At 69.5% G+C, this 18,986-nt stretch carries 16 protein-coding genes; 13 read left to right on the top strand and 3 right to left on the bottom strand.

The genetic code is table 11. The features are described 5' to 3' along the window. Positions 1-111 precede the first annotated feature (111 nt). The 3 genes from ABD172_RS06600 to ABD172_RS06590 all read left to right on the top strand — a co-directional run bounded on the left by ABD172_RS06600 (position 112) and on the right by ABD172_RS06590 (position 4,470). Entirely contained in the window at positions 112-2,238 is a 2,127-nt protein-coding gene (locus ABD172_RS06600; protein ID WP_344308073.1) for a TRAP transporter permease, read from the top strand. Between the two features lie 199 nt (positions 2,239-2,437). Next, entirely contained in the window at positions 2,438-3,565 is a 1,128-nt protein-coding gene (gene ispG, locus ABD172_RS06595) for a flavodoxin-dependent (E)-4-hydroxy-3-methylbut-2-enyl-diphosphate synthase (RefSeq protein ID WP_344308071.1), read from the top strand. Positions 3,566-3,597: 32 nt separating this feature from the next. Continuing rightward, entirely contained in the window at positions 3,598-4,470 is an 873-nt protein-coding gene (locus ABD172_RS06590) for a GNAT family N-acetyltransferase (protein ID WP_344308069.1), read from the top strand. A 6-nt stretch (positions 4,471-4,476) separates the two neighbouring features. Here ABD172_RS06590 and ABD172_RS06585 read toward each other — a convergent pair whose 3' ends face one another. Next, the gene (locus ABD172_RS06585; protein ID WP_344308068.1) at positions 4,477-4,866 is read right to left on the bottom strand and encodes an RNA-binding S4 domain-containing protein; all 390 of its coding nucleotides are present in this window, start codon (positions 4,864-4,866) and stop codon (positions 4,477-4,479) included. 278 nt (positions 4,867-5,144) lie between these two features. Between ABD172_RS06585 and ABD172_RS06580 the strand changes: the two genes are divergently transcribed. Next, entirely contained in the window at positions 5,145-6,962 is a 1,818-nt protein-coding gene (locus ABD172_RS06580; RefSeq protein ID WP_344308066.1) for a proline--tRNA ligase, read from the top strand. Positions 6,963-7,039: 77 nt separating this feature from the next. Here ABD172_RS06580 and ABD172_RS06575 read toward each other — a convergent pair whose 3' ends face one another. After that, on the bottom strand, positions 7,040-8,098 hold the full coding sequence (locus ABD172_RS06575) for an aminoglycoside phosphotransferase family protein (protein ID WP_344308064.1): 1,059 nt from the start codon (positions 8,096-8,098) through the stop codon (positions 7,040-7,042). After that, positions 8,098-9,135: a ferritin family protein gene (locus ABD172_RS06570; protein ID WP_344308063.1), complete on the bottom strand. Its 1,038-nt coding sequence runs from the start codon at positions 9,133-9,135 to the stop codon at positions 8,098-8,100. The genes ABD172_RS06575 and ABD172_RS06570 overlap by 1 nt, the downstream gene beginning before the upstream one ends. Before the next feature lie 146 nt (positions 9,136-9,281). Between ABD172_RS06570 and ABD172_RS06565 the strand changes: the two genes are divergently transcribed. The 9 genes from ABD172_RS06565 (at position 9,282) to rpsO (ending at position 18,803) form a co-directional block, all read left to right on the top strand. After that, positions 9,282-9,761, top strand: coding sequence for a ribosome maturation factor RimP (locus ABD172_RS06565; RefSeq protein ID WP_344308061.1), 480 nt, complete (start codon positions 9,282-9,284; stop codon positions 9,759-9,761). A gap of 139 nt (positions 9,762-9,900) precedes the next feature. After that, positions 9,901-10,863 carry a transcription termination factor NusA gene (gene nusA / locus ABD172_RS06560; protein ID WP_344308059.1) on the top strand — a complete coding sequence of 321 codons (963 nt, stop codon included), beginning with the start codon at positions 9,901-9,903 and terminating at the stop codon, positions 10,861-10,863. A 64-nt stretch (positions 10,864-10,927) separates the two neighbouring features. After that, positions 10,928-11,266, top strand: coding sequence for a YlxR family protein (locus tag ABD172_RS06555; protein ID WP_344308057.1), 339 nt, complete (start codon positions 10,928-10,930; stop codon positions 11,264-11,266). A gap of 130 nt (positions 11,267-11,396) precedes the next feature. Continuing rightward, entirely contained in the window at positions 11,397-14,231 is a 2,835-nt protein-coding gene (gene infB, locus ABD172_RS06550; RefSeq protein ID WP_344308055.1) for a translation initiation factor IF-2, read from the top strand. 105 nt (positions 14,232-14,336) lie between these two features. Next, entirely contained in the window at positions 14,337-14,774 is a 438-nt protein-coding gene (rbfA, locus tag ABD172_RS06545; protein ID WP_344308053.1) for a 30S ribosome-binding factor RbfA, read from the top strand. A gap of 306 nt (positions 14,775-15,080) precedes the next feature. Continuing rightward, a complete protein-coding gene (locus ABD172_RS06540) occupies positions 15,081-16,160 on the top strand; it encodes a VldE C-terminal domain-containing protein (RefSeq protein ID WP_344308051.1) in 1,080 nt (359 codons plus the stop codon). Between the two features lie 135 nt (positions 16,161-16,295). Next, positions 16,296-17,324, top strand: coding sequence for a tRNA pseudouridine(55) synthase TruB (gene truB, locus ABD172_RS06535; RefSeq protein WP_344308049.1), 1,029 nt, complete (start codon positions 16,296-16,298; stop codon positions 17,322-17,324). 65 nt (positions 17,325-17,389) lie between these two features. Beyond that, positions 17,390-18,328, top strand: a complete 939-nt coding sequence (locus tag ABD172_RS06530) for a bifunctional riboflavin kinase/FAD synthetase (RefSeq protein ID WP_344308047.1) — start codon at positions 17,390-17,392, stop codon at positions 18,326-18,328. 205 nt (positions 18,329-18,533) lie between these two features. Next, the gene (gene rpsO, locus ABD172_RS06525; protein WP_344308045.1) at positions 18,534-18,803 is read left to right on the top strand and encodes a 30S ribosomal protein S15; all 270 of its coding nucleotides are present in this window, start codon (positions 18,534-18,536) and stop codon (positions 18,801-18,803) included. Positions 18,804-18,986 lie beyond the last annotated feature (183 nt).

Raw genomic sequence — 18,986 nt, 5'->3', positions numbered from 1 at the left:
GCCGGTCGGCATTGCCGCGTTCCACCGGTGCACGGGCCCGGGTGGGACACAGGCGCGTGACGTGCCGCCGCGCACCGCGGTGCCGCACGCGCGGACCTGTAGAAAGAGGAGATGATGAACACGAAGCACACGGACGCGGGATCCGTTCGCGATCCGCGCGAACCCGGCCACGAGGGCGAGGTCCTCGGCGTCGACGTCCTCGACACCTCGGAGGCGGAGGCCCGGGCCGAGGCGATCCTCCGCGAGCACGACACCGCGGCCCGGTACCGCCTCGATTCCGAACTCGGCCCCTGGCGCATCGCCGTCTTCGTCGTCGCACTCGCCCTCACGGGATTCCAGGTGTGGACGGCTCTCGCCGGATCACGCCCGACCCTCATCCAGGGTGCGGTGCACGTCGGTGGCGCGATGGGCCTCATCTTCATGCTCTACCCGCTCCACAAGAGCCTCAGCCTCAAGGAGACGACGACCCGGGGCCGCTACCTCATCGCACTCGTCGTCGACACCGTGCTCGCGCTCGCGGCGATGGGCTGCTCGGCGTACATCGTGTTCGGGTACGGCCACCTCAACAGCCTCGATGTCCAGCTGTTCGGATACACCGCGCTCGACACCACCGTCGCGCTCGTCGGTATCCTCCTCATCCTCGAGGGGACGCGGCGCTGCGTCGGTCTGCCGATCGTCGTCATCGCGATCATCGCCCTGCTCTACTGGTGGCTCGGCAAGTACTCGCCGTTCCTCTCGCACGCCGGGTCGACGTGGGAGAACGTCGTCCAACAGACCTTCTTCACGTCCCGCGCCGTGTTCGGTACGCCCATCCAGGTGTCGTCGACCTTCGTGTTCCTCTTCCTCGTCTTCGGCGTCGTCCTCGTGAAGACGGACATCGGCGGCTACTTCAACGAGCTCGCGTTCCGGCTCACCGGCCGGTACACGGGTGGTCCGGCGAAGGCCGCGGTCGTCGCCTCGGCCCTTCAGGGCACCGTCACGGGTTCCTCGGTCGCGAACACCGTCGCCTCCGGCTCCTTCACGATCCCGATGATGAAGAAGGTCGGGTTCAAGCCGACCTTCGCGGCCGCCACGGAGGCCACCGCCTCGACCGGTGGGCAGATCATGCCGCCGATCATGGGTGCCGCGGTCTTCATCATGGCCGAGTACACGGCCATGCCCTACAGCACGATCATCCTCGTCGCCATCATTCCGGCGTTCCTCTACTTCGCGGGTGTCATGGTGGCCGTGCACTTCGAGGCGAAGCGCCACGGGATCGCGGGTATCCCGGCGAACCAGCTGCCGACGTGGATGTTCCTCCTCAAGCGCCTCGACCTCCTCCTGCCGCTCGCGGTCATCATCACGCTGCTCATGTCCGGTCGGACACCGGCGAACTCCGCCATCTGGGGCATCGTCGTCGCACTCGTCATCAGCTTCTTCCGCAAGCACACGCGTCTGGATCTGCGCGGATTCATCGACGTGCTCGAATCCGGCGCACGTGTGGCGCTCCCGGTCATCGCCGCCTGTGCGACGGCCGGCATCGTCGCGGGTGTCGTCACGTCGACCGGCCTCGGTGGACGCCTCTCCGGCGGCATCGTCGACGGCGCAGGGGTCATCGTCAAGGCGATCGGTCTCATCGACGATGTGAACGACGTCGACCAGTTCGGAGTGAAGTTCGCTCTCGTGCTCGTCTTCACGATGCTCGCGTGCATCGTGCTCGGCATGGGCCTGCCGACCACCGCGAACTACGTCGTCACGGCCTCCGTCGCGGCACCGATCCTCATCATGGAGTTCGACGTCCCGGTCCTCGCCGCGCACCTCTTCGTGTTCTACTTCGGGCTCCTCGCGGACATCACCCCGCCGGTGTGCCTGGCGGCGTTCGCCGCGAGCGGCATCGCGAAATCGAACCCCCTGCGGTCCGGCGTCACAGCTCTGCGGGTCGCACTCGCGGGCTTCATCGTGCCCTTCGTGTTCGTCGTCGAACCCGCGCTCATCTTCCAGGGCAGTGCCTCGGTCGGGCAGTTCGCGGTCACGTTCGTCACGGTGGCGGTCGGTATGGTGGCGATCGCGGCCGGATCTGCGGGCTACTTCTTCGCATGCAACTCGCTCGTGGAGACGATCGTGCTCCTCGTCGCCGGGATCGCACTCGTGTTCCCGAACATCGTCGTGTCGATCGTCGGCATCGTGCTCGTCGTGGCACTCGCGGCGCTGCAGATCGCGCGACGCCGTACGGCCGATCCGGCCGCTCCGGCGGCCTGAGTCCCGTCCACTTCTCCCGAGGCGCCACGCGGCTCCCAGCCGCCCCGCGCCTCGGCGGTTCCTGGGCCCGCCCCGCGTGTCCGGGGGATTACATCCTCGGTCCGCCCCCGTCCCAGCAACTCGTGAGGGGCGGGGTCTAGGATGAATGCGTTCCGAACGACATATCGAAGGGAAACCCGTGACCTCGGTCAATCTTGGAATGCCTGCTGCTCCGCCGCCGGTTCTGGCCCCGCGCCGCAAGACGCGTCAGATCAAGGTCGGCAAGGTGGGGGTCGGTTCCGATTTCCCGGTGAGCATCCAGTCGATGACCACGACGCAGACGACGGACATCAACGCGACGCTCCAGCAGATCGCGGAACTCACCGCCGCCGGCTGCGACATCGTGCGGGTCGCCTGCCCGAGCGCGGACGACGCCGCCGCCCTCCCGGCGATCGCGCAGAAGAGCCAGATCCCGGTCATCGCGGACATCCACTTCCAGCCGAAGTACGTGTACGCCGCGATCGAGGCCGGTTGTGCGGGCGTGCGCGTGAACCCGGGCAACATCCGGAAGTTCGACGACCAGGTCGGGCAGATCGCGAAGGAGGCCGCAGCCGCCGGGGTCTCCATCCGCATCGGCGTGAACGCCGGTTCCCTCGACAAGCGCATCATGGAGAAGTACGGCAAGGCGACGCCCGAGGCGCTCGTCGAGTCCGCGGTGTGGGAGGCGAGCCTCTTCGAGGAACACGACTTCCACGACTTCAAGATCTCCGTGAAGCACAACGACCCCGTCGTCATGGTGCGCGCCTACGAGCTCCTCGCGGAGCGTGGTGACTGGCCGCTCCACCTCGGTGTGACGGAGGCGGGCCCGGCGTTCCAGGGCACGATCAAGTCCGCGACCGCCTTCGGCGCGCTCCTGTCCCAGGGCATCGGTGACACGATCCGCGTGTCCCTCTCCGCGCCCCCGGTCGAGGAGGTCAAGGTCGGCGGGCAGATCCTGCAGTCGCTCAACCTGCGCCCCCGCAAGCTCGAGATCGTGTCCTGCCCCTCCTGCGGTCGCGCCCAGGTGGACGTGTACTCGCTCGCGGACAGGGTGACCGCCGGGCTCGAGGGCATGGAGGTGCCGCTGCGCGTGGCGGTCATGGGCTGCGTCGTCAACGGTCCGGGTGAGGCCCGAGAGGCCGACCTCGGTGTCGCGAGCGGCAACGGCAAGGGTCAGATCTTCGTCAAGGGCGAGGTCATCAAGACGGTGCCCGAGAGTCAGATCGTCGAGACCCTCATCGAGGAAGCGATGCGGATCGCGGAGGAATCGGACGCTCCCTCGGGTCCGCCCGAGGTCGTCGTCGCCTGAGCCCGGTCCGCTGATTCCGAGGGCCCCGGGGAATGGAACTCCTACCGCTGCGAGCGGAGCACACCGCCTGGTTGCAGGAACGGATCGACGTCGACCCCGCGCGCCATGCGTTCCTCCAGAGTCTGCTCGCGATGACCGGCACCGCTGCGGTGTCCTCGGCCGTGGGCACCCTGTACGCCTGGTTCGAGGACGGGCAGCCGCGTTCGGCGTACTGGATCGGCACGAGCATCATGAGTGTGGATCCGACCCCGCGGTCGAACGCCGCGGTCGCCGAGGTGCTCAACCGGCGCGGCCGGTACTCGTGCTCGCTCATCGGTGAGGCCCGGTCCATGCTCGACCTGAACTCCCGGTTGAACTGGGGGTCGCCGCGTGGTGTGCGTCCGGCGCAACCGCTCATGGTCGCGGACCGGGAACCCCTCGTGGATCCGGACCCGCGGGTACGGCCGGGTGATCCGGGTGATCTCCCGGCGACCTTCGCGGCGTCCGTCCGGATGTTCACCGAGGAGGTCGGGTTCTCCCCGCTCGAGAACGGAGGGAATTACCAGCAGCGGGTGCGCAACCTGCTCGATTCGAACAACACGCTGCTCTTCACCACCGCGAAGGCGCCCGACGGCGGGACACTGCGTCGCTGGCCGGCTGCCTCGGTCGCCGAGCAGGTGGTCTTCAAGGCGGACCTCGGGATCCGGTCCGCGAAGGCCGTGCAGATCCAGGGCGTGTGGGTGCACCCCGACTTCCGCGGTCGCGGGATCGCCGCTCCGGCGATGGTCGCGGTGACCCGGTGGGTGCAGGAGAACGTGAGCCCGGTGGTCTCCCTCTACGTCAACGACTTCAACGACCGGGCCCGACGTGCCTACGAGAAAGCGGGGTACTCGCAGACGGGGACCTTCGCGACGGTGATGTACTGACCGGTGTCACTCCCGGCCACGCAGGCGGTCGAGCGCGCGGCGGTCCTTCTTCGTGGGGCGACCGGTGCCCTTGTCGCGGCGGGGGACCGGCGCCCGGAGCACGGGGTCCGGGGCCGGGGTGAGGTCCTCGTAGCACTGCACCGCGAGGGGTGCGCCGCCCCGGGTGGCGAGGAACCCGCGGACCTTCAGGATCTTCTCGAAGCCGGGCTTCCGGATGCGGACCTCCTGCCCGAGCGAGAGCTTCTGCGCGGCCTTCACGGGGTTCCCGTCGACCCGGATGTGCCCACCGCGCACGGCCGAGGTGGCCGCCGATCGCGTCTTGAACATCCGCACGGTCCACAGCCACACGTCGATGCGCTGGGTGTATCCCGGTTCCGTGATCACAGTCGCTGCCATGCCGGTGAAGTGTAGTCCGGCGGCCGATCCGAGCGGCTCGCAGAAGCCCGTCGAACGCGCTCCACTTCGGTCGACCGATCGTGTCGAGCCGTGTCCCGAACGGCAGGAGAACCGGAGGAAACGGCCAGGGGAACGGCAGCTGTCACCCCGCCCGCATCCGGGGTGTGTCCGAACACACGTCCATGCGCGTTCTGCCGCGGGATCATGCGGCAGAAACGGATTCGGTCGCGGTGATACAGTTCCTCGGTAATCCCACGTCCCGACAAGGAGAACCGCCCATGCCCATGCGGATGTCGTCACTCTTCGTGCGCACCCTCAAGGAAGACCCGGCGGACGCCGAGGTCGCGAGCCACAAGCTCCTCCACCGCGCCGGCTACATCCGTCGTTCCGCCCCGGGCATCTACACGTGGCTCCCGCTCGGTCTGGGCGTGCTCCGCCGGATCGAGGCGATCATCCGTGAGGAGATGGAGGCCGCCGGTTCCCAGGAGGTCCACTTCCCGGCACTGCTGCCGGCGGACCCGTACAAGGAGACCGGTCGCTGGACCGACTACGGCGACGACATGTTCCGCCTCGTCGACCGCAAGGACAACGACTACATCCTCGCGCCCACGCACGAGGAGGCGTTCACCCTCCTCGTGAAGGACCTGTACAACTCGTACAAGGACCTCCCGCTCAACATCTTCCAGATCCAGACGAAGTACCGCGACGAGGCACGTCCTCGCGCGGGTATCCTCCGCGGTCGCGAGTTCGTCATGAAGGACGCGTACTCCTTCGACATCGACGACGCCGGACTCGCGAAGTCCTACGAGGCGATGCGGAAGGCGTACATCCGGATCTTCGACCGACTCGGACTCGAGTACGTCACGGTGCGTGCGACCGCCGGCGCGATGGGCGGTTCGGAGACCGAGGAGTTCCTCCACCCGAACGAGGTCGGTGAGGACACCTTCGTGCGCTCGCCGGGCGGCTACACCGCGAACGTCGAGGCCGTCACCACTCCGGTGCCCGCGCCCGTCGACTACAGCGACGTCCCCGCCGCTCACGTCGAGGCGACCCCCGACACCCCGACGATCGACACCCTCGTCGAGGCGGCCAACGCCCTCCACCCGCGCGAGGACCGCCCGTGGACCGCGGCCGACACCCTCAAGAACGTCGTCGTCGCCGTCACCCACCCCGGTGGGGAACGCGAGCTCGTCGTCATCGGCCTGCCCGGCGACCGCGAGGTCGACCTGTCCCGCGCCGCCGGTTCGGGTGCCCTCGGTGCCGGTGAGATCGAGGTCGAACCCGCGACCGAGGCGGACCTCGCCGCGAACCCGCTCCTCGTCAAGGGCTACATCGGCCCCGGCCTCTCGCTCGACGAGCCGGTGCTCGGCCTCGAGAGCGCGACGGGGATCAAGTACCTCCTCGACCCGCGCGTGGGCGAGGGTTCCCGCTGGATCACCGGCGCGAACTCCTCCGGCCAGCACGTCTTCGACCTCGTCGCCGGTCGCGACTTCACGGCCGATGGCGCCGTCGAGGCCGCAGAGCTCCGCGCGGGCGACCCGGCACCGGACGGTTCGGGTCCGCTCGAACTCGCCCGTGGCGTGGAGATCGGGCAGATCTTCCAGCTCGGCCGCCGCTACGCAGAGGCGCTCGGCCTCAAGGTCCTCGACGAGAACGGCAAGCAGACCGTCGTCACCATGGGCTCCTACGGCATCGGCGTCACCCGCGTCATGGCGTGCATCGCCGAGGTGAACCACGACGACCGCGGTCTCGTCTGGCCCCAGCACCTCGCCCCGGCGGACGTCCACGTCGTCGCCACCGGCAAGGGACCGGAGATCCTCGAGAAGGCGGAGGAACTCACCTCAGCTCTCGAGTCCGCGGGCCTGCGGGTCCTCATCGACGACCGCCCGAAGGTGAGCCCCGGCATGAAGTTCGGTGATGCCGAACTCCTCGGTGTGCCGACCGTCCTCGTCGTCGGACGCGGCCTCGCCGACGGCAAGGTCGAACTCCGTGACCGCCGCACCGGCGAGAGCACCGAACTGCCCGTGGACGAGGCCGTCACCCGTGTCGTCACCTTCGTCGACGAGAAGTACGCGGAGCTCGGCGCCCACCGCTGACACGCGTCTCCCACTCGAACCGTTCCGGCCCCGTCGCTCGTGCGCCGGGGCCGGTGTCATTCACTCCCGGCCCGACCTCACCCCAACGGCTTGAGCCGGTGCGCGCTCACGCCGTACACGGACACCCCGCTGAGCGCCCGCGCCACCCACAGGGATCGTGCGGCGTCCCCGTGGAAGCGTGCGCGGCCGGCCTCGTCCCCGTTCCGCGCGGCGCCGGCGGCGGCCCGCACGTACCAGAGCAGGTTCTCGACCTCGCGCATCACCGAGGCGCCCATGCCGTACCCCCGATCGATGTCCGCGTGCCGGCAGAGGTCCGCGGCGAACGCGCGCAACCACGCCGCCTGCGCCTCGGGTTCGGTCGCCGGGATTTCCCCGAGGCGGTTCCACAGCAGCGGCGCCACCATGTACGCACTCGGCCCGGTCACCGGCTGCGGGTCGATCGCCTTCCACGTCGCGATGCCGTGGGGGTCCGGGTTGCCCGCCAGGATGTTGTAGTAGTGCAGATCCGCGTGCAGCAGCCAGGAGTCCTCGGAGATCGCGAGTTCGTGCGCCCATGCCGCGGCGATCTCGAGCACCCGGGAGTCCTCGTTCGGCCCGGGCCGGAACTCCGGGAGTTCGTGGAGGAGCGGAGTGTCCCGCTCGAGCTTGCCGGGGAACGCGGCCGCCACGTCCTGGACCCGTACGAACGAACGGTCACCGGGCACGAGGAGCGACCGGACGAGCTGCCCCCAGATCGCCGGAACGTTCTCGAGCGGCTCCGTCGACAGATCGACCCCGGTCCGCAACCGCTCCTGGAGCGTCACGCGGAACGAGGGGTCCTCGTGGATGACCCGGACGGCACCGTGCCCGTTCCACGCGTGGAGGGCCCGCATCACCTGTTCGTGCACGCGCGGATTGTCCCGGTTGGGGGAGGCGAAACGGAGGATCGCCCGATATCCCTCGGTCGTGAGGACCGGTACCACGAGTGACTCCATCCCGGCCCAGGGCGAACCCGGCAGGGGGTCCACCGTGAGATGCCAGCGATCGAGCACCTCGTCGAGCATGAAGTCGAGCGCCCGCTCCCACGCCTGTGCGCGGGCCTCTCCGTTCACCTCGGTGACGGAGTTCAGAAGGACCTGCGGAACCGTGAGGCGCATCAGGAATCAGCCCCCGAGGCGCCCGCCACCACGGCACTCCCGTCGCCTTCCGACGTCGCACCGGCACCGTCCGTCGGTGCCGGCGTGGCACCGGAGACCGTGAACCGAAGGACCTGCGGGCCGCCGGCGAACCCGGCCCGCGCCTCGGCGGATTCCCGGAGCGCCCGGAGGCCGACGGCTTGGGCCGGGGCCGCGCTGCCGAACACAGCGGGAAGTGCGGCGCACACGGTGTCCTCCGCGGTGACGGCCACCGCGAGCGCCGACTGCGCGTCCGTGGGGTCCGTCGGGAGGTACCGGACGGGAACGTCGGGCACCGGTGCGCCGCCGAGGTCGTCGACGAGAACGGTCTCTGCTGCGTGCGCGGACGCCGACAGCGAATCGAGCCGGGCGCGTGCGGCGGCACCGTGAGCGGATTCGGCGTCGAGGAACACCGCGAGGCGTTCGTACGCGAAATGCGCCGTCCGGAGTGCGTCGACGAGGGCCGTGACGTCGACGGCCGCGGACTCACCCGGTGCCGCTGCACGCGTGACCTCGAACCGGGGGAGGAGGGCTGCGGCAGAAGGTCCGTCGACCGCGCGGAGGGACAGGAACGCTCCGACCATGACGTCCGCGAGCACCGGGGTGAGGGAGGGATCGAGAACGGACCAGCCCTCGGACACGGTGGTGACGACCTCCGTGAGACCGGCGCGGTACTCGCGTGGCTGTTCGGTGGGCGAGGCGGTCGGTGCCCCCGAAGCCGAAGGAGATCGCGGGTCGACAGGAGGCGCCCACACCGGACCGACGGCCTCGCTCAACTGCGTGAGCGCGGTATCGGACCCGATGACCGCCTCGTTCGCGGAGGTGTGCGCGAGGACGGTGGCGACGGCGTTCCGGACCTCGTCGGAAGCGCTCGGGGTCGGGATGTCCGGGGGAGTGTCCCAGCGCAGCGGGGTGCCGGTGCACCCGGTGAGTGCGGCGAGGAGCAGTGGGACGCCGGTGGCCGCCGCCGCGAGGACCGTCCGTCGTCGCAGGTGGGGCGGGGTGTTCTCGGCGCGCATGTGATTCATCCTAAGCCCGGCACGCGCGTACGAGCCCGGTCGGAGGGGCCGTACCTGTTCTAGTCTTGTGACACGTCGGCAGCAGGCCGGAGAGCGGGCCGCTTCCACAGGTGGCGGACCCGAGCAGCGGGCGAACGGAGGACCACGTGGCACAGGACGCAGAACCGATCAGGGACCTCATCACGGGTCCGCTTGCGGAACTCGGGCTCCTCGTCGAGGAGGTGAAGCCCTTCGCCGCCGGCGCACGGCGTTCCCTCACGATCATCGTCGACCTCGCCGGCGAGACCACGGACCCCGTGTCCTCGGAGACCATCGTCGAGGCGACGCGGATCGTCTCCGAGGTCCTCGACCCCGCACCCCTCTTCAACGACCACCCGTACACCCTCGAGGTGAGTTCGCCCGGGGCCTTCCGTGCCCTCACCGAACCCCGCCACTACCGGCGGGTCCTCGGCCGGACCCTCGACATCACCGAGGCCGGCCGCAGCGGCAAGGACGCGCACCTCCACGCGGACCTCCTCGAGGTCGACGAGGACGGCATTCTCGTGAAGGACACGAAGTCGGAGACGACGCGGCGCCTCGGTTACGGTGAGATCGACCACGCGCAGGTGCTTCTGAAGTTCCGCTGAGGCCTGCGGGACGTAAGGTGGGACGACCGACATCGGGACGGAGAACTCGGACGGGGAACCCCGGTTCCGCGTGAGGACTCCGAGCTGACAACATCGGGTTGAATACAGACAACTCAATCGGCAGGACGGGGCTGCACCCATGGACATCGATCTCAGCGCACTCAGGATGATCGAACGGGAACGCGAGATTCCCTTCGACACGCTCGTGGAACTCATCGAGCAGGCACTGCTCATCGCCTACCACCGCACCGAGGGGGCCTGGCCCGATGCCCGTGCGGAGGTCGACAAGAAGACCGGTGAGGCGCACATCTGGGCCGTCGAGTTCGACAACGACGACGTGCCGATCGGCGAGTTCGACGACACCCCCTCGGGCTTCGGCCGGATCGCCGCGATGACCGCCCGCAACGTCATCCACCAGCGCCTGCGCGACGTCGCCGACGAAGCCGTCCTCGGGTCCTTCCGCGACCGTTCCGGTGAGATCGTCTCCGGCATCATCCAGCAGGGCCGCGACGAGCGCATGGTCCAGGTCGACCTCGGTGACGTCGAGGCGCTGCTGCCCCCGCACGAGCAGGTTCCCGGCGAGGACTACTCGCACGGCACCCGCCTGCGCGTGTACGTCGCGAACGTCGAGAAGGGCGACAAGGGCCCCTCGATCACCGTGTCCCGTTCGCACCCGAACCTCGTGCGCAAGCTGTTCGCGCACGAGGCCCCCGAGATCGCCGACGGCACCGTCGAGATCGTGTCCCTCGCGCGCGAGGCCGGCCATCGCACGAAGATGGCCGTCCGCGCCACCGTCCCCGGAGTCAACGCCAAAGGCGCGTGCATCGGTGAACTCGGCTCGCGCGTGCGTTCGGTGATGAACGAACTCGGCGCCGAGAAGATCGACATCATCGACTACCACGACGACCCGGCGCGGTTCATCGGCAATGCGCTGTCCCCGGCGAAGGTGACGAGGGTCGAGGTCCTCGACGAGAAGCTCCGCTCCGCGCGGGCCACCGTCCCGGCCGACCAGCTCTCCCTCGCGATCGGCAAGGAGGGTCAGAACGCCCGCCTCGCCGCCAAGCTCACCGGCTGGAAGATCGACATCGTCGCCGGCGAGTGACACCCGTCACGCGGGCCCCGACCGTCCAGTTCGGACCGGTCGGGGCCTGTGCTGTTGCTGTAGAATGGAGCGCGTGTCAATTGCGCCCGACGCCGTTCCGGTCACCGGTTCAGCAGCGAGTACCACCGCTGCTCCGGTCCGTACGTGCATCGGGTGCCGCACACGGGATGCGCAATCGGCCCTGCTGCGACTCGTCGCAGTCCGGGAGCCGGGAGCGCCCCGCGCCGAGGTCGTCGCCGACGGTGCACGCAGGCTCCCCGGACGGGGTGCCTGGGTCCACCCGAGCGAGAGATGTTGGAACCTGGCACTGAAGAAGAATGCCTTTTCGAGAGCATTGCGGTCACCGGGAGTCGGTGTGCCGGAAATGCCCTCGGTGATCCGTTCATCAGCGGAAAGCGGGTAGACCGAAATGGAAACCGACTAGTGAGCGTTCAGAAATGACGCCTCGGAAGCACGACCGTGAGCAGTGAGATGAGCACTGCGCACTCGTAGTGGGTTCCGCCCTGTCCGGGTGGAGCCCGGACAGGAGAAATGTGGCAAAGCCCCGTGTCCATGAGCTCGCGAAGGAGCTCGGCACAACCAGTAAGGACGTTCTGGCCCGACTGCAGGGAATGGGCGAGTTCGTCCGTTCCGCGTCGTCGACGCTGGAGGCGCCCGTCGTCCGCAAGCTGAAGGAGTCCTACGGCTCCGCAGGCGGCGACGATTCCTCGAAGACCTCCGCCAAGCCGGCCCCGAAGGCCGCGGCGAAGCAGGGTGCCCCGAAGCCGGGTGCCGTGAAGCCCGGTCCGGCAGCGCCGAAGGCGCCCGCCGCCAAGGCAGCGCCGAAGACCCCGGCCCCGAAGGCTCCCGCAGCCGAGGCCGCTCCGCAGGCACCTGCCCCCAAGGCCCCGACGCCTGCGGCCCCCGCCGCGCCGAACCCCGCACCCGAGGCGCCGGCGGCGAAGTCCGCACCCGCACCGGGTCCGCGACCGGCTCCGAAGGCTCCGGCACCCAAGCCGGGCGCTGCTGCTCCGAAGCCGGGCGCTGCTGCTCCGAAGCCCGGCGGTCCCAAGCCCGGTGGTCGCTCCAATGCGCGCCCGGGGAACAACCCGTTCGCTCCCTCGCAGGGAATGCCGAAGCCCGGTGGCCGTTCCGGCGGTCCCGGTAAGCCCGGTCCGCGTCCCGGCGGTGCCCCCGCGGGTGCCGACAGCGCGCGTCCCGGCGGTCCGAAGCCTCCGGCACCGCGTCCCGGTGGTCCGAAGCCCGCACCCCGCCCGGGTGTGCCGCGGCCGAACCCCGCGATGCTCAAGAACTCCGCGCTCAACAAGCCGGCGCCCGGCCGCGGCCGTGGTGGCCCCGGCGGTGGCGGCGGTGCCCCGGGCCGTCCCGGTGGCGGCGCTCCGGGTCGTCCCGGTGGTGGTGGCGGCGGTCGTGGCTCCGGTCGCGGTCGCGGTGGCACCCAGGGTGCATTCGGTCGCGGCGGCTCGAAGGCGCGCGGTCGGAAGTCGAAGAGGGCGAAGCGCCAGGAACTGGAGCAGATGTCCGCACCGTCCGTCGGCGGTGTGAGCGTCCCGCGCGGTGACGGCAACACGCCCCTGCGCCTGCGTCGCGGCGCCTCGCTCGCGGACTTCGCGGAGAAGATCAACACGGATCCGACGAACCTCGTGACGATCCTCTTCCACCTCGGCGAGATGGCGACGATCACGCAGTCGCTCGACGAGGACACGTTCCGGATCCTCGGTGAGGAGCTCGGTTACAAGATCGAGGTCGTCTCCCCGGAGGACGAGGACCGTGAGCTCCTCGAGACCTTCGACATCGATCTCGAGGGCGAGGAGAACGAGGAGGACGACGCACTCAAGCTGCCGCGTCCCCCGGTCGTCACCGTCATGGGTCACGTCGACCACGGTAAGACCAAGCTCCTCGACGCGGTGCGTTCCTCGAACGTCGTCGCCCGCGAGGCCGGTGGCATCACCCAGCACATCGGTGCGTACCAGGTGGCCGTCGAGCACGAGGGCGCCGAGCGGAAGATCACCTTCCTCGACACCCCGGGTCACGAGGCGTTCACCGCCATGCGTGCCCGTGGTGCGCAGGCGACCGACGTCGCGATCCTCGTGGTCGCCGCGGACGACGGTGTGATGCCGCAGACGATCGAGGCCCTCAACCACGCGGAGGCCGCAGGCGTTCCGGTCGTGGTGGCGGTGAACAAGATCGACAAGGAGGGTGCGAACCCCCAGAAGGTCATGCAGCAGCTCACCGAGTACAACCTCGTGGCCGAGGAGTACGGCGGCGACACGATGTTCGTGCCGATCTCCGCGCTCAAGGGCGAGGGCATCGACGACCTCCTCGAGGCCGTCCTGCTCACGACCGACGCCTCGCTCGACCTCCGGGCCAACCCGGACAAGGCCGCGCGCGGTATCGCGATCGAGGCCAAGCTCGACAAGGGCCGCGGCTCCGTCGCGACCGTCCTCGTCGAGGCCGGAACTCTCAAGCAGGGTGACGCGATCGTGTGCGGTACCGCATTCGGCCGTGTCCGTGCGATGTTCGACGAGTACGGCGAGACCCTCACGGAGGCGGGCCCGTCCCGTCCGGTGCAGGTGCTCGGTCTGTCCTCGGTGCCGCGCGCCGGTGACACGTTCCTCGTCACCGACGACGACCGCACCGCGCGTCAGATCGCCGAGAAGCGCGATGCTCTCGAGCGCAATGCCGCTCAGGCCCGCACCCGCAAGCGGATCAGCCTCGAGGACTTCACGAAGGCGCTCGAGGACGGCAAGGTCGACATGCTCAACCTCGTCCTCAAAGGCGACGTCTCCGGTGCCGTCGAGGCACTCGAGGACTCACTCCTCAAGATCGATGTGGGCGACGACGTCGACCTGCGGATCATCCACCGCGGCGTCGGTGCGATCACGCAGAACGACATCAACCTCGCGACGGTCGACAACGCCATCGTCATCGGCTTCAACGTCCGCCCGGAGGCGAACGCCCGCGACCTCGCCGAGCGCGAGGGCGTCGACGTCCGCTACTACTCGGTCATCTACGACGCGATCGACGACATCGAGAACGCCCTCAAGGGCATGCTCAAGCCGGAGTTCGAGGAGGTGCACACCGGGTCCGCGGAGATCCGCGAGGTGTTCCGTTCCTCCAAGTTCGGCAACATCGCCGGTTCGATCGTCCGCGACGGCCTCATCAAGCGGAACTCGAAGGCACGCGTCACGCGCGACGGTGTCGTGGTGGGCGACAACCTCACCATCGAATCGCTGCGCCGGTTCAAGGACGACGCCACCGAGGTCCGCGAGGGCTTCGAGTGCGGTATCGGCCTGGGCTCGTTCAACGACATCCGCGAGGGTGACCTGATCGAGACCTTCGAGATGCAGGAGAAGCCGCGCGACTGACGCGCGGGTGACCCCATCGACACACGCACGGGTCCGGGTGCGCCGCGGTACACCCGCCGCGCACCCGGACCCGTGGTGTCCACACAGAGAAGAAGGGAAAACGCCATGGCCGACTCCACACGTGCCCGCAAGATCGCGGACCGGATCAAGGTCATCGTCGCGAGCACGCTCGAGAAGCGGGTGAAGGACCCCCGTCTCGGTTTCATCACCGTGACCGAGGTCCGGGTCACCGGGGACCTGCAGAACGCCACGGTGTTCTACACGGTCTGGGGTGACGAGGAGCAGCACGCGGGCACCGCCGCCGCCCTCGAGTCCGCGAAGGGCATGATCCGCTCCGAGGTCGGCAAGGGCCTCCAGATCCGGCTCACTCCGACGCTCGAGTTCATCGCGGACTCGGTGCCGCAGGCCGCGGCGGACCTCGACGCGAAGCTCGCCGAGGCGGCCGCCCGGGACGCCGAGGTCGCCGCGCTCGCGAAGGACGCCTCCTTCGCCGGTGAGGCGGATCCGTACCGGAAGCCGCACGAGGACGACGAGACCGCCTGAGCGCTCCGGAACGTCCGATACCCGGTTGCGCCGGACGCGAGCATCCGGTGCGACCGGTTTCACGAAGCCCCGGTGGGGGAGCGGTGCATCCGCCCTCTCACCGGGGCTTTCGTCTGTGACCCGGGTCCTGTTCGCGGCTCCTGCGAGGTCCTGGAACGCACCGCGGGAATGACACACTCTTGTTACCGTTTTGTCATCTAAGCGCCGTCCGTTACGCTCGATGTGTCACGAAAAGGTCACGAAGACTCGCGGACGCACGAACGCGGCGGGAGATCGGGCCACCGACGACGATGGGAAACGGACTTCGTGGGAAAGCACTCGGATCAGAACACCTCGTGGGCGGGGAACGCACGCACACTGCTGCGCGATCTCGCGACCTCCAGGCGGGCGAAGTCCGTCGCGGACCGGACGCCGGAGGAGACGGCCGCGACCGCCGGTGGCACCTTCATGAGCCGTCGAGAACTCCGCCGAGCCGAGGCGCTCGCTGCGACGCAAGCGCCTATCGCGGAGGCGGCGGGCGCAGGGACGAAGGCCGGAACGGCTCCGACACCGCTCGGGCGGAACGACGACACGCCGACCGTGCCCGCGCGATCCGGAGCCCCCGTCGCCACCGCGACCGGTGTGCTGGGGACCGTCCGCAGCCGGCCGATGGTCGCCGCGATCGCACTTCCGGCAGCCGCTTCGATCGCGATCGTCGCCGGCGCCTTCACCTTCGCGCCGGAGGCCACCGGAACGGTCGTCGCCGAGGCGCCGACGCCCGAGCAGGCAGAGGCGCCGTCCGCCGGCGCGCACGAGGACCATGCGGCCCAGTCCGAGGTCTCCGTCCCGCGGGTGGAGGACGCCGCGGAATCCCCGGCGGCCGAACTCCCGGGCGCGGAGCCGGCCCCCGAACCGGAGCCGACCGTGTCCGAGGAGGATCGCGAGGCCGCGAAGGACGAGGCCGCCTCCCAGTACATCGAGGACGTGAAGTCCGAGCGTTCCGAGGACGCGTCCGCGGACACCTCGCGCTCGGCGAGCCGTGAGGATCCGGGTGTCTCCTCCGAGCCCTGCGACGTCTCCTCCTCGATCGAGTCGGGGATCTCCGCGAACGCGCAGGCCGTCTACCGAGCGGTGTGCGCCGAGTTCCCCGTGGTCGACTCCTACGGTGGCTACCGCAACGACTCCGACTCCGATCACGGTTCGGGCAACGCGGTCGACGTCATGATCACCGGGTCGACCGGCGACGCGATCGCGGACTACGTGCTCGAGCACGCCGACGAACTCGGTGTGAAGTACGTCATCTGGGAGCAGGCCATCAAGTACCCCGGTGGTTCCTGGAAGTCGATGGAGGACCGCGGCAGCGCGACCGCGAACCACTTCGACCACGTGCACGTGAGCGTGAACTGATCCCACCGTGCCGGCGCCGCCCGGGCTCCTGCGCACCCCCTGCCCCCGCACCGGCGGGCACCGACCGACATGCTCGGCCGGTGCCCGCCGGTGTAGCGTTCTCACGGTCGTACACCGCAGCCGACGAGGACGGACATGCCCGGTAAGAACTCGCACACCGCAGGATCGCCAGGACCGAACGGGGTCCTGCTCGTCGACAAACCCGCCGGGATGTCCTCGCACGGCGTCGTCTCCCGTGTCCGCAAGTGGTGCGGCACCCGCAAGGTCGGGCATGCCGGGACGCTCGACCCGATGGCGACCGGTGTGCTCGTCCTCGGGATCGGACGCGGCACGAAACTCCTCACGTACTTCGTCGGGCTCGACAAGACGTACACCGCGAGCATTCGCCTCGGCTCCTCGACGCCGACCGACGACGCCGACTCCGCCCCGGACACCTTCGCGGATCCGGCGCGCCTGACCGCCGTCACGGAGGAGGACATCGCCGCGGGGGTTCGCGCGCTCACCGGCGACATCCTCCAGCGACCGAGTGCGGTCTCGGCGATCAAGGTCGACGGCAGGCGCTCCTACGCCCGGGTGCGGGCGGGGGAGGACGTCGAGCTCGAGGAACGTCCCGTGACGGTCTCCGCCTTCGAGATCCACGAGATCCGCGGGATTCCCGCCGGTGCCGAAGGCCCGCCTGCCGGGGCACCCGGTGCGGAGGCGGCCCGCGGGACGGCCGATGCCGAGGCTGCGCTCGGGGCGATCGACGTCGACGTCACCGTCACCTGCTCCTCCGGCACCTACATCCGTGCCCTCGCCCGCGATCTCGGCGCCGGCCTCGGCGTCCACGGTCACCTCACGGCGCTGCGTCGCACGCGCGTCGGCCCCTTCGCGGAGGACGAGGTCCTCGCCCTCCCGGCGTGGCCGGATCCGGAGGCGGGGATCGCCGAGGCGCCGGCCCCGGCGCTGCTGCCCCTCGCCTCGGCCGCGGGGCGGGTCCTGCCCGTGGTACCGCTCGACGGCGCCGAGCGCCTCGCGATCTCCCAGGGGAAGATCCTTCCCCTGCCCGCGGAACTGCCGGAATCGCCGCGCGGGCTGTGGGCCGGGGTGCACGAGGGGTCGCTCGTCGCCGTGCTCGAACGTGCCCGGGGCGGTCTCAAGTCGGCCGCGGGCATCGAGGTGTGACCTGCTGCGCTAATCTGGGTCCGCCGTATCGCACACCCGCACGCACCCACACAGAGAGGACGACCGTGGACGTATTCCGGGAGGTCGGGCAGATCCCCGAGGACTTCGGACCGACTGCCGTGACGCTCGGGAACTTCGACGGAGTTCACCTCGGGCACCGGGAGGTCCTGCAGGCCCTCGTGGGAGCCGCCCGCGCCCGTCGACTGCGGTCGCTCGCGATGACCTTCGACCCGCACCCGCGCGCGGTGCACCGGCCGGACTGCGCACCCGCGGAGATCACGCCGACCGCGCTCAAACTCGAACGGATGGCGCAGACCGGTATCGACGCCGCTCTCGTCCAGACGTACACGCTCGACTTCGCCCGGCAGACTCCGGAGGAGTTCGTCGTCGGCTTCCTCATCGGGCGCCTCGGGGCACGTTTCATCACCGTCGGGCGGGACGTGCGGTTCGGGACCGACAACACGGGAGATCTGGAGACGCTCATGGAACTCGGCGCACAGCACGGCCTCGAGGTCGAGGTCACCGAGGAGGTCGGCAACGGAGCCCGGTACTCCTCGACCGCCGTCCGGGCCGCACTCGAATCGGGGGACGTGGCGACCGCCGCGCAGATGCTCGGTGTGCATCACGAGGTCCGCGGAGAGGTCGTCCACGGGGATGCCCGTGGACGCGAGATGGGATTCCCCACTGCGAACCTCGCGCAGGACGCGCTCGGCGCGGTCCCGGCCGACGGGATCTACGCCGGTCTCGCCCGTTTCGAGGGACTCGACGAGGTGTATCCCGCCGCGATCTCGATCGGCACCAATCCCACCTTCGACGGGCACGAACGCCGGGTCGAGGCGCACCTCATCGACGTCGAGTTCGACGGTTTCGACGTGTACGGCCGCACGATGACCCTCGCGTTCGTCGACCGGATCCGTGGGCAGGTCGAGTTCACCGGCATGGAGGCGCTCATCGAGCAGATGCGCGACGACGTCGAACGGATCCGGGACATCCTCGCGGAGTGAGGGTTCGCGCCCCGGGGCGGAGAGGGTTCCTGTCCGGAGACAGGGCGCCTCGGGAATTGCGGGGCCCGGTCACCGGGGGTCGCGTGGACCTGACGGGGTGGCACGCCGTGGTAGGCTTGTGGAGCCGTTTTTACGACCGGCCGCGGTTCCATAGTGCTTCAACAGAAGGTTGGGGCGCCGCGCAACGACCCCGGAGGTACATCCGATGGCACTTGATCCGAAGATCAAGCAGGAGATCATCAAGGAATACGCAGTCCACGAGGGCGACACCGGTTCCCCGGAGGTCCAGATCGCGGTCCTCACCCGTCGCATCAAGGATCTCACCGAGCACTTCAAGGAGCACAAGCACGACCACCACTCGCGTCGTGGCCTGCTCCTCCTCGTCGGCCAGCGCCGTCGTCTGCTCGGCTACCTGCAGAAGGTCGACATCGAGCGCTACCGTGCGCTCATCGCTCGCCTCGGTCTGCGCCGCTGATCGATCGCAGCCTCGGTTCACCCGAACGGGGTGAATCCGCTCACACGGGCCGTTCCGCTTTCCGCGGGACGGCCCGTCGTGTTTTCCGAGGTATCGACGCCGAGTTGCCACCAGCGTCTCGAGTTGCCCGCGTTGTCCACGGGACGCTGCCTGCAACCCGAGACGCTGCTTGCAATTCGGGCG

It is taken from the genome of Brevibacterium samyangense, from assembly GCF_039529845.1.
Lineage (GTDB): Bacteria > Actinomycetota > Actinomycetes > Actinomycetales > Brevibacteriaceae > Brevibacterium > Brevibacterium samyangense.
Note: the sequence above shows the minus strand (reverse complement) of the source record. Positions and strands in the feature narration are given on the sequence as shown.

Coding starts and splice junctions, on each gene's coding strand:
- ispG (WP_344308071.1), top strand. CDS start 2,438: ATGCCTGCTGCTCCGCCGCCGGTTCTGGCCCCGCGCCGCAAGACGCGT.
- ABD172_RS06580 (WP_344308066.1), top strand. CDS start 5,145: ATGCCCATGCGGATGTCGTCACTCTTCGTGCGCACCCTCAAGGAAGAC.
- truB (WP_344308049.1), top strand. CDS start 16,296: ATGCCCGGTAAGAACTCGCACACCGCAGGATCGCCAGGACCGAACGGG.
- ABD172_RS06590 (WP_344308069.1), top strand. CDS start 3,598: ATGGAACTCCTACCGCTGCGAGCGGAGCACACCGCCTGGTTGCAGGAA.
- rpsO (WP_344308045.1), top strand. CDS start 18,534: ATGGCACTTGATCCGAAGATCAAGCAGGAGATCATCAAGGAATACGCA.
- ABD172_RS06585 (WP_344308068.1), bottom strand. CDS start 4,866: ATGGCAGCGACTGTGATCACGGAACCGGGATACACCCAGCGCATCGAC.
- ABD172_RS06600 (WP_344308073.1), top strand. CDS start 112: ATGATGAACACGAAGCACACGGACGCGGGATCCGTTCGCGATCCGCGC.
- nusA (WP_344308059.1), top strand. CDS start 9,901: ATGGACATCGATCTCAGCGCACTCAGGATGATCGAACGGGAACGCGAG.
- ABD172_RS06570 (WP_344308063.1), bottom strand. CDS start 9,135: ATGCGCGCCGAGAACACCCCGCCCCACCTGCGACGACGGACGGTCCTC.
- ABD172_RS06555 (WP_344308057.1), top strand. CDS start 10,928: ATGGAGCGCGTGTCAATTGCGCCCGACGCCGTTCCGGTCACCGGTTCA.
- ABD172_RS06575 (WP_344308064.1), bottom strand. CDS start 8,098: ATGCGCCTCACGGTTCCGCAGGTCCTTCTGAACTCCGTCACCGAGGTG.
- rbfA (WP_344308053.1), top strand. CDS start 14,337: ATGGCCGACTCCACACGTGCCCGCAAGATCGCGGACCGGATCAAGGTC.